Source organism: Chitinophaga sp. 05T412 (assembly GCF_056396465.1).
Window position 1 is genome coordinate 1 of record NZ_JBFTLN010000013.1, and the last position, 14,451, is coordinate 14,451.

General features: G+C 44.6%; 11 protein-coding genes. 3 read left to right on the forward strand and 8 right to left on the reverse strand.

Going from position 1 to position 14,451, the window contains the following annotated elements; translation table 11 throughout:
- Positions 1 to 894 precede the first annotated feature (894 nt).
- From AC1DFM_RS25055 to AC1DFM_RS25070, 4 genes are all read right to left on the reverse strand, one after another.
- Positions 895 to 1,488 (reverse strand): 3-keto-alpha-glucoside-1,2-lyase-like domain-containing protein, encoded by a 594-nt coding sequence (locus AC1DFM_RS25055; RefSeq protein WP_477079514.1) that lies wholly within the window; start codon positions 1,486 to 1,488, stop codon positions 895 to 897.
- A gap of 270 nt (positions 1,489 to 1,758) precedes the next feature.
- Entirely contained in the window at positions 1,759 to 3,093 is a 1,335-nt protein-coding gene (locus tag AC1DFM_RS25060; RefSeq protein WP_477079515.1) for a TolC family protein, read from the reverse strand.
- Between the two features lie 37 nt (positions 3,094 to 3,130).
- Positions 3,131 to 6,256: an efflux RND transporter permease subunit gene (locus AC1DFM_RS25065; protein WP_477079516.1), complete on the reverse strand. Its 3,126-nt coding sequence runs from the start codon at positions 6,254 to 6,256 to the stop codon at positions 3,131 to 3,133.
- A gap of 87 nt (positions 6,257 to 6,343) precedes the next feature.
- Positions 6,344 to 7,423 carry an efflux RND transporter periplasmic adaptor subunit gene (locus AC1DFM_RS25070; RefSeq protein ID WP_477079517.1) on the reverse strand — a complete coding sequence of 360 codons (1,080 nt, stop codon included), beginning with the start codon at positions 7,421 to 7,423 and terminating at the stop codon, positions 6,344 to 6,346.
- A gap of 479 nt (positions 7,424 to 7,902) precedes the next feature.
- Here AC1DFM_RS25070 and AC1DFM_RS25075 point away from each other — a divergent pair, with 479 nt between their 5' ends.
- From AC1DFM_RS25075 to rnc, 3 genes are all read left to right on the forward strand, one after another.
- Positions 7,903 to 8,139 carry an acyl carrier protein gene (locus AC1DFM_RS25075; protein ID WP_012788038.1) on the forward strand — a complete coding sequence of 79 codons (237 nt, stop codon included), beginning with the start codon at positions 7,903 to 7,905 and terminating at the stop codon, positions 8,137 to 8,139.
- 23 nt (positions 8,140 to 8,162) lie between these two features.
- Entirely contained in the window at positions 8,163 to 9,416 is a 1,254-nt protein-coding gene (gene fabF, locus AC1DFM_RS25080; protein WP_477079518.1) for a beta-ketoacyl-ACP synthase II, read from the forward strand.
- A gap of 73 nt (positions 9,417 to 9,489) precedes the next feature.
- Positions 9,490 to 10,146: a ribonuclease III gene (gene rnc, locus AC1DFM_RS25085; protein WP_291920238.1), complete on the forward strand. Its 657-nt coding sequence runs from the start codon at positions 9,490 to 9,492 to the stop codon at positions 10,144 to 10,146.
- A gap of 89 nt (positions 10,147 to 10,235) precedes the next feature.
- Here the strand turns inward: rnc and AC1DFM_RS25090 are convergent, their stop codons facing one another.
- The 4 genes from AC1DFM_RS25090 to cydB form a co-directional block, all read right to left on the reverse strand.
- On the reverse strand, positions 10,236 to 10,916 hold the full coding sequence (locus tag AC1DFM_RS25090) for a GyrI-like domain-containing protein (protein WP_477079519.1): 681 nt from the start codon (positions 10,914 to 10,916) through the stop codon (positions 10,236 to 10,238).
- A 63-nt stretch (positions 10,917 to 10,979) separates the two neighbouring features.
- On the reverse strand, positions 10,980 to 12,011 hold the full coding sequence (locus tag AC1DFM_RS25095; RefSeq protein ID WP_477079520.1) for a DJ-1/PfpI family protein: 1,032 nt from the start codon (positions 12,009 to 12,011) through the stop codon (positions 10,980 to 10,982).
- A gap of 76 nt (positions 12,012 to 12,087) precedes the next feature.
- Positions 12,088 to 13,050, reverse strand: coding sequence for a helix-turn-helix transcriptional regulator (locus AC1DFM_RS25100; protein ID WP_477079521.1), 963 nt, complete (start codon positions 13,048 to 13,050; stop codon positions 12,088 to 12,090).
- 361 nt (positions 13,051 to 13,411) lie between these two features.
- Positions 13,412 to 14,446, reverse strand: a complete 1,035-nt coding sequence (cydB, locus tag AC1DFM_RS25105) for a cytochrome d ubiquinol oxidase subunit II (protein ID WP_477079522.1) — start codon at positions 14,444 to 14,446, stop codon at positions 13,412 to 13,414.
- Positions 14,447 to 14,451: the final 5 nt, after the last annotated feature.

Here is a 14,451-nt window from a genome sequence, read left to right on the forward strand (position 1 = left end):
GGTGTGATTATTTGATTTATAGTGACGAAAGCAACCTGTTCTCATAAGCAAAACAGTTTGTTAACCCAACGATGACGAGTTGCCTTCGCCGCGCACTGCATGGASTTTTRCATCAGTCCGGCGAGGYGACAGTCATCACAAATTCACGTTAGRATGAAGTGTGTGATTATTTGATTTATAGTGACGAAAGCAACCTGTTCTCGTAAACAGTTTGTTAACCCAACRATGACGMGTTGCCTTCGCCGCGCACTGCATGGACTTTTACATCAGTCCGGCGAGGTGACAGTCATCACAAATTCACGTTAGAATGAAGTGTGTGATTATTTGATTTATAGTGACGAAAGCAASCTGTTCTCATAAGCAGTTTGTTAGCCCAACGATGACGAGTTGCCTTCGCCGCGCACTGCATGGASTTTTRCATCAGTCCGGCGAGGYGACAGTCATCACAAATTCACGTTAGAATGAAGTGTGTGATTATTTGATTTATAGYGACGAAAGCAACCTGTTCTCATAAGCAAAACAGTTTGTTAACCCAACGATGACGAGTTGCCTTCGCCGCGCACTGTATGAGTTTTACATCAGTCCGGCGAGGCGACAGTCATCACAAATTCACGGTAGGTTGAAGTGCTTGAGTTTACTTGGTTTATAGAGATGAAAACTACCTATTATCATAAGCAAGCAGTTTGTTAACCCAACGATGACGAGTTGCCTCTGCCGTGTACCATATGAAATTTTCATTGGTCCGGTGGGGTAACAGTCATCAAACTTATTAGTTGGATTTAGTGTCAGCAGAGAATATTCTACGTTAAACAAGGACGAAAAATAACCATAAAAAAAGGCTTTAAGAACCCGCGTTCCTAAAGCCCGACTTCTAACTGTATCAATCAACAAACTTTATTTAATCTTCAAATTCTTCCAGTCGCCGGAAGAGCCATTGCCTACCCAATATCCTATCATTCCCCCTTTTTGCGTACTCAATTGTGATACGGTCAGGCACATTTGTTCATTTACATACACGGATACCTCCGGATAAGATACGATAATTTTTACATGAAACCATTTATTTGGATCTACTCTGGTATCTATTTCATTTTCGTATTTGCCCGGATTGTTCTGGCGCAATAGTGACCAATCATATGCCGGTAGAGAAATATATTGAACGGAATGCTTTCTCCTGCTGGTTTCTGGTACCTGGAAGTTAAAAGGGCGAAAGTAAACCGCATCGTAGGTAGAATCGTTTACCCCGTGAAAGGCGATACCTACAAAGCTTTGCTGTAGCAGATTTTTCCCTTTCGCATCAAATTCTATTGTGCCATTCTCAAATTGCTGCTGCGTAATCCAGGCAATTCCCGCGCCTGGAGCCGCGTCCAGATGTATGGTGGAGGAGTCTGCAACCATCCCGCGGTTCACAACCCGCAATTGCTGTCCTGTGGCTGTACCAACCATCCATGACAGGCAAACGAACATGATTAAAACGTGGCGTAGCATAGTAGTAATGTTTATTAGCAACAGTATTTATAAAACCATGCCGGAGGGTGTTGTGCTGATAAATAGCGATTATTACATTATTTTGTTTTATATGTGTTCGATAATAATACAAGCGTGCGTCCGTGCCCGTACATATTCAATAGCGGAAAGCAAAAAGCCATTGAAACGAACGACAGGAGCGGGTAATCTCCTGAGCTATTCACTTCAATGGCTTTTTGCTTTCCGCTTTATATTTTCGGCTATCTGATTTTTGTCAATCAGGTAGACTATTTATTTCACCAGCGCGCCATTCAACCTTCCTAACTCTGTTTCTGCGAGCTTTGCATTATATCGCGCTTGTATAAGCCGGTAGAAGGAATCTTCCAGGCTTTGTTGTGCGATTTTTACTTCTAGAATAGTAGATACACCTTGTTTAAAACGCTCCAATGCGACCATCGCATTTTCCCTGGCCAGGTCATTGGTTTCTTCTTCTAACGATACCTGCTTTTTATAATATTCGTAATCTTTGAAAGCATTGTTGAGAGACAAATCTGCCTGTGACTTTAAATTATCCAGGGTGATGTTTTGAAAGTCAAAATTTATCCGCGCATCCTGTACCTGCCTTTTTACATTGAAGCCGTTAAAAATCGGAATGGAGGCTGTCAGACCATAGTTAATCACCCCGTTTCTGTTAAATTTCGGGCTGAATGCGTTGGAGGCAGCATTGGACGTATTCCGGTTATAGTTGTATCCTGAATTAAAAGATATCACCGGAAAATAGTCCGCACGACGCTCTTTAATAGTGAGTGCAGATATATTTACATTTTGTTGTTGCACTTTGATCGCCGTATTATTATTGGCCATATTTTCCTGTAAGGCCGCAAAAGAAAGACTGTTTTCCAACGGAATAGAATCTATTACATCATAACCGATAGCGCCTGCCGGTACAGCCATCAGCTGGTTCAACAAACCTTTACTTTGTTCTATCAGTGTTTGCTGACGGATATACAACGCTTTCTGCGCATTCAGATCTACTTTTGATTGCAGCAGATCCGTTTTAGGCGCCAGGCCGGTGCTGAATTTGGCGTCAGATAATTTTACCCGCTCTTCGGAAATAGACATCTGCTCTGATAACGCCTTCAGCTGTTGTTTTTGCTGCACTACATTATAATATCCGCTAATGATCGTGGCAATGGAATTTTGTACCTGGTCTTTGATGGTCAGTTCTCCGAGATCACGGATAGATTCCATTTTGTGACGCGTAGCAAACATTTTAAGCCCGTCAAACAAAGTCCAGCTAAGGTTTACACTGCCATTGATATTATTGCCTTTAATGCCGCTTGTATCACGCTTGGTGCCATTTACGAACTCCTGTTTAGTGGCCGTATTATTCCAGGTAGTACCTGCGGTAGCATTCAGTCGTGGAATAAAAGCAAAATTCGCATAGGCGTAATCGTTAGCAGATAGTTCTGCTGTATTTCTTGCCAAACGAATATCGTAGTTGTTTTTCAGCGCCAGGTCTATGGCCTGTTCCAGGGTGAGCACCTTCTGCTGCGCATGTAGTGCGCTGGTGCCAGCCAGTAACAGCATCAATAATAAGTAACGCTTACGGATATATGTCTTCATAAAAATCTTAATCTTAATCATTCAATTCCAATTCCTCTCAGGCATGTGCGGATGCAATTTCCCTGGTGGCATCATCTTCTGTTTCCTCATCATCGTGAGATAAATTACCTCTGCGGGAAAGGAAGGTATACATGGCCGGAATTACATAGAGTGTTAATACCAGTGAGAATACAATGCCTCCCACAATCACGATACCCAATGGAATACGGCTGGTAGCAGCTGCGCCCAATGACATGGCAATAGGCAATGCACCCAACGCCATCGCCAAACTGGTCATCAGAATAGGACGAAGACGCATCGACGACGCATTGATTACTGCATCGGCTTTCTGCATTCCGCTATCGCGTTGATGGTTGGCAAATTCCACGATCAGGATACCATTTTTAGTTACCAACCCGATCAGCATAATTACACCGATCTGGGAGAAGATATTCCAGGTTTGATTAAACAACCAAAGTGATAACAATGCACCCGCAAACGCCAGTGGCACCGTAAGCATGATGGTTAACGGGTCCACCCAGCTTTCAAACTGCGCGGCCAGTACCAGGTAAATGAGTACCAGCGCCAATCCTAATGCAAACATGGTATTGGAACCACTTTCCGCATAGTCACGTGAAGAGCCGGAAAGCGCGGTGTTAAATGAGTCGTCGAGGACGTGTTCTTTTTGTAGTTTATCATAAATCCGGTACATCTCTTTCAAACCATCACCAATGGTTTTACCTGGGGCAAGACCTGCAGAAATGGTGGCAGATTTATAACGGTTGAAGTGATAAATAATCGGCGGACTGGTTTCTTCTTCAATACTAACCACGTTATCCAGCTGTATAGCTTCGCCGCGGGAGTTGCGCACATACAGGTTTTGCAGGTCCATCGGATCATCACGATCTGCCCGGAACACCTGCCCCATTACCTGGTATTGTTTACCATTTCTGATAAAGTAGCCGTAACGCAGGTTACTCAATGCCAGCTGCAATGTTTGAGAAATATCCTGTACTGATACGCCCAGCTGCGTGGCTTTATCGCGATTGATATGTATGCGCAGTTCCGGTTTATTAAATTTCAGGTCTACGTCTGTTCCCTGGAAAATAGGACTGTTGCTTACCTCTTCCATGAACTTAGGCAATACGGAGGTTAAGGTATCAAAGTTGATATGCTCCAGTACAAAGGATACCGGCAATCCACTACGCCGCCCAACCTGGATGGTTTGTGCTTCAATGGCAAATACTTTCCCCTCTGGATACCTGCTCATATTGCGGTTCACCATATTCACAATATCTTTCTGCGAACGCTTACGATCATGCGGTTCGGTGAGCATCACGTTGGCGAACGCCGTATTCACTGCGCCTGAGCCACTGAAGCCGGGAGAAGTAACGCTGAGTACAATCTTCTTTTCCGGTATAGAGTCTACCATGAATTTGGTGAGCCGGTCTACATAAGCGTCCATGTAGTCGTAGGCGGTACCTTCAGGTGTGGTGATAGACAGGCGGAAGGTGCTGCGATCTTCCAGCGGCGCCAGCTCTGATTGCAGTGTTTTGAACAGGAAGAAAATCATGACCAAACATCCGGCAATGATCAACCCCGCCACCCAACGGAAACGCATAAACGCTTCCAGTGAATTTTTATAGCCATCTTCCATCCAGCGGAAGAAAGGTTCTGTTTTGGTGTAGAACCACGAGTGGGTGTGCGTTTTGCGTCCCAGCTTTACGTTGAGTACGGGCGTTAACGTGAGGGATACGAATGCTGAAATAATTACCGCACCGGCTACCACGATCCCGAATTCCCGGAACAGTTGTCCTACGAAACCCTGCAGGAAGATGATAGGTAAGAATACGAAGGCAAGGGTAATAGACGTCGCAATAACCGCAAAGAAAATTTCTTCTGACCCTTCCCGGGCCGCCCGCATTCTGGGTATCCCTGCTTCTATCTTCTTATAAATATTTTCTGTTACCACAATACCATCATCCACTACCAGCCCTGTAGCGAGTACGATGGCCAGGAGGGTGAGGATATTAATGGTAAATCCGCAGGCATACATAATGAAGAAGGCGCCTATTAAGGATACCGGGATATCTATCAATGGACGCAGGGCCATGAGCCAGTCGCGGAAGAACAGGTATACAATAATGATTACCAGCACCAATGCCACAATGAGGGTTTCTTCCACTTCATCAATAGATTGTTTGATGAATTTGGTGTTGTCCATGGCGATGTTTACGGAGTAATCGTCCGGGATATCTTTTTTAAGCTGGTTGAATCTTTTATAAAATTCGTCGGCAATGGCAACGTAGTTGGAACCGGGTTGGGGAATCAGGGCCAGTGCAATCATGGGGCTACCTGATTCTTTCAGTACGGTTTCTTCATTTTCTGGTCCGAGTACGGCTTGTCCGATGTCGCGGATACGGATTTCACTACCATTGATATTTTTGATAATGAGGTTGTTGAAATCATCTTCAGAAACGAGGCGGCCGAAAGTACGCACGGTGAAGTCGGTGGCGTTACCGGCTATTTTTCCGGAGGGTAATTCCACGTTTTCCCTTGCCAGCGCGGCTTGTACGTCGCCGGGGGTAAGACTATAAGAAGATAATTTTGCGGGGTCCATCCAGATACGCATGGCATATCTTTTTTCTCCCCATATCTGGATGGCGCTTACGCCGGGAATGGTTTGCAGTTTTTCCAGGAGTACATTGGTACCATATTCTGTTACTTCCAGCTGGTTGCGGGTGTTACTCTGTACGGTCATGGAAATGATGGCGTCGGAGTTGGCGTCCTGCTTGGAAACCACGGGTGGAGCGTCGATATCGGGAGGCAAGCTGCGGAGGGCCTGGGAAACTTTGTCGCGTACGTCGTTGGTAGCGCCTTCCAGGTCTTGTCCCAGTTCAAATTCCACGGTGATATTGCTGCTTCCCTGGCTGCTGCTGGAAGATATATTTTTGATCCCGGCGATCCCGTTGATTTGTTTTTCGAGAGGTTCGGTGATCTGTGTTTCAATGATGTCGGAGTTGGCGCCGGCATAGGAGGTACGCACATTCACGATGGGCGGATCGATGGCCGGGAAATCTCTTACCCCCAGAAAAGTAAAGCCCACCAGACCGAATATCACAATAATGATATTCATCACGATAGCAAATACGGGGCGTTTGAGTGATAATGAAGGTAAACTCATGGTAAATATTTTCTGATTTTCTCTTTTAGCGTATTGGTTTTCCGGGAGATAAATACCTCCGGCTTCCATCGTTAAAGAAGAAAATTGTTACTGTATCTTATTATACTTGAGCGGCATGCCTTGTTTCAGCTGGAGGATACCGGTGGTAATAACGGTATCGCCGGGCTGTAGTCCGGAGGTGATTTGCACGCTACTTTCTGTACGCAGGCCTGTTTCTACTACTACAAATTTTACTTTGCCGCTATCTGCTACAATTACTTTTTTATCGCGGGTACCGGGAATTACGGCCTGAGAAGGAATCATCAGGGCGTCCGGAAGGTCTTTTAATATGATTTTCACCTTAGCGAAAGATCCGGGGAATAGTACACCATTATTATTAGGTACAATGGCCCGGAGTTTTACGGTGCGGGTGGTGAGGTCTATTTTCGGATCGATGGCATAGATGCCGCCTTTATATTCTTTATTATCTCCGGCTACATAAAAGTTCACCTGGTCGCCGTTTTTGATGGCGTTGCGGTATTTCTCTGCCACGGAGAAGTCCATTTTCAGCGGATCTATCTGTTGGAGGGTGGTAATCACGGTAGCGGAAGACACGATGGCGCCTTCGCTGACGTTCCTTAAGCCGAGTTTGCCGCTAAAGGGGGCGCGGAGTTCTGTTTTCTGCAACTGGGTTTGGGTATAATCCATATCTGCTGAGTAGGCGCTTACCTGGTTACGGGTTACGTCTACATCTTGTTGGCTGATGCCATTTATTTTAAGCAGGTTTTCCTGGCGTTCCAGTGTGGTTTTGGCCAGTTGTTGCTGTAATTTAAGTTTTTGCAGCTGGGCTTTAAGGTCTTCATCGTAGAGTTTTACGAGGAGGTCGCCTTTTTTAACGGAGGTACCTTCTTTAAAATAAAGGTGTATGATACGGCCATTGATTTCGGGCTTTACTTCTACTTCTTCGTTGCTTTGGAGGGTGCCGCTTGCTTCAATAGATTGGTCGAGCCGGGATGATTTTACGATCCAGGCATCGGTAAGGAGGGCTTTGGGCCCGGCTCCTTTGGCGGCGGCTGCTGGTTCTCCGGCAGACTTGTTGCTGGTTGTTTTCTTATAAATAAGGAAGACTACAATACCCGCAGCGGCCAATAATACGATTGAGCGAACGGTCTTTTTGGTGATGGCCATATCTTTTTCTAAGTGTTTTTATAGCTTTTAGGTCCTTGGCTGCTGGTTTTCAGCAGAAAATACGCGAATACAACAACTGGAAGACGGCAACCAGGGCCATCATCTCACAAGCCGGACAAATTTAAGCATTGAGGAGGGCGAAAGCTACCGGTAACTGTTAATTAGCGTTAAGGGTTTAGATAAGTGGTGATATAGGAGGTTGAATGGAGATATTTTAAGATTTATAGATTTTGAATTTGGGAGATTGGCTTATTTGTCCCGAAAAAGGCGACTTTTGTGCTAAAATATGCAAATCTGTAAACCTGCCAGGATCAAAATTATATAAATTCTTTTATTAACAAAGCAATGAATATGTTTACTGTACTGGGTTTGGTGAGATTGGTCCTATTGGAGCGCCTTTAAAATTCGGGCTATCTGTTGGCAATTCAATAAAAATTATATTTTTGCAGTCAAGTTTTAAACCAAAAACACTTAAAATTATGTCAGACATTGCATCAAGAGTTAAAAAGATCATCATTGACAAATTGGGCGTTGACGAAGCCGAGGTAACTCCTGAAGCCAGCTTCACCAACGACTTAGGCGCTGACTCTTTGGATACGGTAGAACTGATTATGGAATTCGAAAAAGAATTCAACATCTCCATTCCTGACGAACAAGCTGAAACTATTACTACTGTTGGCCAGGCAGTTGCTTACCTGGAAGAACATGTAAAATAATCCTACTAATCAGAATTGTTTTAATGCAACCAAGACGAGTTGTCGTTACAGGTTTAGGCGCTCTTACACCGCTCGGCAATTCCGTAGCCGATTTTTGGCACGGATTGACGAACGGTGTATCCGGCGCGGATTTTATCAAGCAATTTGATGCTTCCAAGTTTAAAACTCGTTTTGCTTGTGAACTGAAAAATTTTGATCCTGCTAACTACCTGGACAAAAAGGAGGCCCGTAAGATGGACCCCTTTACACAAACGGCTGTAATTGCCGCAGATCAGGCGATACTAGACGCCAATATCAATAAAGACAAGATCAATACTGATCGGGTTGGTGTGATATGGGGCACTGGTGTTGGTGGTATGATCAACTTCAGTAACGAGCTGAAAGAATTCCACACTGGGGATGGTACGCCCCGATTCAGTCCTTTCTTAATTCCAAGGCTTATTCTGGACATCGCGGCCGGGTATATTTCTATCCGCCATGGTTTCAGGGGGCCGAATTTTTCTGTTGTATCTGCCTGTGCGTCAGCGACCAATGCTATCATAGAGGCAATGTACAGTATCCGTTATGGTAAAACCGATATGGTAGTTACCGGCGGATCAGAAAATGTAATTAATGAGCCCTGTGTTGGTGGATTTAACGCCATGAAAGCCCTATCTGAAAGGAATGATGATCCCAAAACTGCTTCCAGACCCTTTGACCTTGACCGTGATGGTTTTGTGATGGGAGAAGGAGCTGGTGCCCTTGTACTGGAGTCATTAGAACATGCACAGGCAAGAGGAGCCAGGATATATGCAGAGTTAGCCGGTGGCGGCGCTACCGCAGACGCATATCACATTACAGCTCCCCATCCGGAAGGACTGGGCGCTTTAAATGTAATGCGGAATGCCTTGGCAGACGCCGGAATGCAGGCCAACGAAATCGATTATATCAACGTTCACGGTACTTCCACTCCGTTGGGAGATATTGCCGAAGTAAAAGCCATTCAGGGAGTTTTCGGAGAAGATGCTTATAAGATGAACATCAGCTCTACCAAATCCATGACCGGGCACTTACTCGGGGCTGCCGGCGCCGTTGAATCTATAGCCGTAATTATGTCGATCCTTGATGGCATAGTTCCTCCTACGATCAACCACTTTAATGACGACCCGCAGTTAGACCCGAAGCTGAATTTTACTTTTAATATCGCACAAAAGAGAGAAGTACGCGCTGGCTTATCCAATACCTTTGGTTTTGGTGGACACAATGCCTCCGTGATTTTCAAAAAATTCGTTCCTTGATCTTGATTGTGTGAATTTACTGCCAGGTTTTTTATATCGACTAGTTTCCAAAAAACGGCACTTATATAAGGAGTTGCATAACCTGCTGGGATTTCCTCCAGGTAATTTTGCTCTTTATGAAGTGGCCCTGAGCCATCGTTCCAGTAAAGAAAAATTCCTGGAAAGCAACGAAAGGCTGGAATACCTCGGAGACGCCATTCTCGGCGCCATCGTGGGGGACTATCTCTTTAAAAAATATCCCTACAAAACAGAGGGATACTTAACAGAGATGCGCTCCAAAATCGTAAACCGCCAGCAGTTAAATGATATCGCTATCAAGATGGGGCTACGTAAGCTCACCATCTACGATAAGTACAACAGCTTTCTCAAAATCAGTCAGATATTCGGTAATACCCTCGAAGCCCTTGTAGGCGCCGTTTACCTGGACCGCGGTTATAATAAAACCCAACAGTTCGTGCATAAACGCATTATTATGCCGTATATCGATATGGAACTGCTGGAAACCGTGGAAATGAACCACAAAAACAAACTATACGGCTGGGCCAATAAAAATGGCAAAACATTGGAATTCGAATTGCTCGAAGAACAAATGGATAACGGCCGACGCATCTTTACAGTAGGTGCAGTAGTAGATGGAGAACTGATTTGCAGCGGTAAAGCATTTAATAAAAAAGATGCCAGCCAGATTGCTGCGCAACAAGCCATTATTCAACTCGGATTAGGCGACTAAAAAAGCCGTCAGCAGTAAGCTTCCGGCTTTCATTGGCAATGGCGCCCCACTCCTCTTTTAGTGGAGACCTGCTTTTACATCTCCCTATATTATTTCCTCACCGGATGCCTTAATATCGTTTTTAATTTCTCTGGCGCTGATTTTCTAAAATCAGATAAGTAGATTTCATGATGCCGCCCATTCATCTTCCAACCCTGCTGTTCCATGAAGTCAGCCATCTTCTTCAGTGATACCGGCTCTTCACTGAAAGGCCCGGTATGCAGCATTTGTACGCAGAGCCCCTCCTCTATCTGCTTAAAATCTACCTGCCTGATATAAGGTGAATGCTTCTTCTTCTCTGTAGACAATACCGACTCGGAAAATTGCTGCTGAGTGATTTCATCCGGCAGGCGGATGGCTAATTCATAATTCCACTGATCCCGGGGAACCTGCAATGGATCTACATGATGGTCATCTACCCACCAAAAGCCTTCCAGCTTGCTGACTGTGAAATCAAGCCCCTTTTGCTTGCTGGCAAATTTAATTCCGTAGGCCACGCCATATAATGCGGCAACCGCTTCCGCAAAAGACGTCCCATCGGGATCACCCTTGCCGGTAATGGTTAAAAACAGCCCTTTGGAAATGGTCACTAACTCCGGTGCTTTGCCCGCGGTATAGTACGATTTGAATTCTTTCGTTAAATCCAGTTTATCCATGTGTTTGAGTGTTAGCTGTATATCAAAAGCAAATGTGATCAGAAGCAACCATCCCAGGTAGATATACGTTTTCATATAATAGGTTTCAGCAATGACAAATAATGGGTGCAGGCGCCCGTTCCCACACCCATTACTGTACTATATAATCCCAATCTGCACGTTGGTAATATTATGCTCAGGGTGTTCAAAATTGTACTGAAGATACTGTTCGCGGGTATAGCCATTCATTTGTAAACCGAGCATTCCCATGCCCGTAAACAGTTTGCCGTAAGTATTGGCCAACAGCTCCCAGGAGCCATGGTGTTGCATACTTACACATTTAAAGGGAGGTAACGTTTCACATTGCCATGGAGCTGTTACCACTTTTACCGCGGTTACCGGTAAGCCGATATCGAGGGTAAATATGGTATCTGGCTGTCCATCGAAGCCATGGTAGTGCCATTGAGCGCCACCACATATTTCCATTCCGGCTGCTATGGCTTGCTCATATACATCTTTGATAGCTGTACGCACCAATTCCAGCATGCCGGTGTAGTTGGTTTCATAACGACGATAGAAGAAATGAAAGGAAGAAGATTCACCCAAGTCAGTCCCTGCATTGCTGGCGTCAAAAAAGCTAAACCAGAATTTCAGCTGCTCATTTTGCAGCAAATCGAAATGGTGCAGGATTGCTTTGGTAAATGCCACCATTGCCGTACCGCTGGCCGTAATGATATGAGGAGTCGCAACGGCCGGACTGTTATCATAGAAATCGCCGCCTTTATAAGCGGGGGCCAGCTGTTTCAATACTTCTGAATGATTGCTGGTATGAGGTATATTATCCAGGAAACCGTGTTGGGCTAACAGCGCCGTAGCGCCACAGATAGCGGCAATTGTTTTCTCTTTTTCGAGCAGCTGCCGGATAAGTGGTAACACTTCGGTATTAGCGCCTGCTTCCATGGGAGCGCCTCCCGGAAGGATCAGCAGGTCGATATCGGCCGTCATTACCTGTGCCAGGCTGGCTTGTGGCTGTACCAATAGTTTGCCTCCGGATCTAACGGGCTGGCCATCAAGGGAGAACGTAACGATATTAACGGCCGTAAAGCTACCAATGCCGTACATAGCAAGGGCGGGTTCCCAGTCTGAATAGCCATCGAAAAGGAATACATAACAATTGTTCAGCGTCTTCATATTGTGTTGTTTTTTAATCACAATACAAAGCAACGACCATGCAGTGACAACCTTATGTCAGCAGCCCATTGAAAAATTATAAATAATGTTCCTTGAGCTCAGTCACCAGTTCCTGCATCCGTAATTTTAGTTCCTGTGGCTGAATAATCTCCACATGGTTACCAAACATGATAAGCCAGCGTGTAAAGGGCCCCAGGTAGGATTGAAGAAAGGTCATCTCTGTTTTGTCGCCGATCACCTTTTCTTCCATGAGGCCGTAATAGTATTTCTGCTCGCGGATATATCGCATGATTTCGTTATCCACATTGATTTTGATCAGGTAGGTATCTTCCTTATTCTGTTGACGTTGTTGTTCCAGGTAATCCTGTAGAGAGGGGTGTTTATTTTTCTGATAATTGGCAGATAGTACACTTAATTTACGGATACGGTCTAACCGGAAGTCGCGATAGCCTTGTCTGAGCCGGCAAAAGGCAATCAGGTGCCAGTTACTGCTGATATGAAAGATGCCAATTGGTTCTACTTCTCTTTTGGTACCAACTTCTTCCTGCAGGGAAAAGTATTCCATGCTGACTACCTGGCTCATACCGAGTGCCTGTTGAATATCAGAAAGAAAGCGGTTAGGGAACTGGCTCACGTCCGGATTTATAGGCTGATACCGGAATACCGCGATGTTTTCGTCCAGGGACTCGAGGTAGTCTTTTTCTGCACCCCGGAGCACCGACCGGATTTTCTCCATGGCCAGGCTAAATTGTTTCTTGTTGCTGTGGTCGCTGAAATGCTCCATCAGCTTCTCCCCTGTCAGCAGGGCAGCAGCCTCTTCTTTAGAGAACATGACCGGTGGCAGGTGATAGCCTTCCACAATATAATAGCCGGTTCCTGCTTCTGCCCCAATAGGTACACCGGCCTCCTGTAAGGCTTTTACGTCCCGGTATACAGTTCTCAGACTGATATTAAACCGATCGGCGATTTCGGCCGCCTTTACAATTTTTTTACCCTGTAATTGAATGAGAATGGCTGTTAGACGGTCTATACGGTTCATGAAGGCTGTAATTCTGGGTACGAATTTCGGGGTCCAAAAATTATTTTCAGAATTTTTTTTAAATCCATTAAACTTTATTCAACGTACATCGTCTTAAATACATAACAATCTTCTGATAACAGAAAAGAAACGAGAAAAAGATAACGACGACTATCGGAAGATCATCAACACAATGCTACAGTACAGAATATAGGTTAAATGGTAAGTCCCTGCAATTTCTTGCGGGGACCTGTTTTTTATAGCTGTTAGCAATTAGCTTTTAGCTATTAGTTGACTCCACATAGTATTTCTTTCTATATGCATTAATAATTATTTATCAACAAACGATAATCTAATAGCTAACTGCTAATGGCTAATAGATTTAATAGCTCATCTCGTTTAACTTCACTTTACCCCTGAATGTCCAGAACAGGAATATGGTATATCCAATTACCATCGGCGTACCGATAGCTGCAATCAATAACATAATTTTTAAGGACTTTACAGAAGACGCCGCTGCATAAATGCTGATGCTATAGGCCGGGTCTGTAGTAGAGATGACAATGTTGGGATATAGTCCAACTGCAAACAGGATCAGTAAGCAGGCCGTAATAATGCTGGAATAAAGAAACGCTGTGTAATATTTGCGGGCATCTACATTTCTTTTGATGTTTAACAGGATGAGCACGGCCAGCATAGGCAGTATAAATAACTCCGGATGTGTTTTAAACTGATGCGTCATATGCGGTACGTAAATCAACGTAGCCATTGACGTTAGTATAAAACATAAAATGAAAAACTTACTACAGTTGTTTACAATCACTGTAAGCCTTGTATATAGCCTGTTTTCCGTTTTCATCACCAGATAAATAGCTCCATGCAGCATGAATAGTGATAACGTAGTAAATGCAATCAGGATGGCATAAGGATTAAAGAATGTAAGCAACGTGCCGGTAAATTCATGCTCTTTATTAATAGGAAGCCCATGTATCAGGTTACCCAATACCAATCCCAACAACAATGTGATACCAGTACTGGAAACGGTGTAACTGATATCCCACATCTTCCGCCACCAAAGCCAGGGTTCTTTACTCCTGAATTCTATGGAAATAGCCCTGAAAATCAGTGCCACCAGGAATAACATGAAAGGGATATAAAAGGTAGATAATACCACGCCATATACCAGCGGGAAGCCTGCAAACAGCGCCCCTCCTGCAATCACCAGCCATACCTCATTTCCATCCCATACGGGCCCAATAGCATTCAGTACCAGGCGCCGGCTTTCTTCTTTCTTAAAAAATAAATGCAGGGCACCTGCTCCCAGGTCAAAGCCATCGAGTACACCATATCCTGTGATCAATCCGCCAATTACTAAAAACCACCAGGTGGGCAGATCCAGTCCGAGTATTGTTTCCATATATC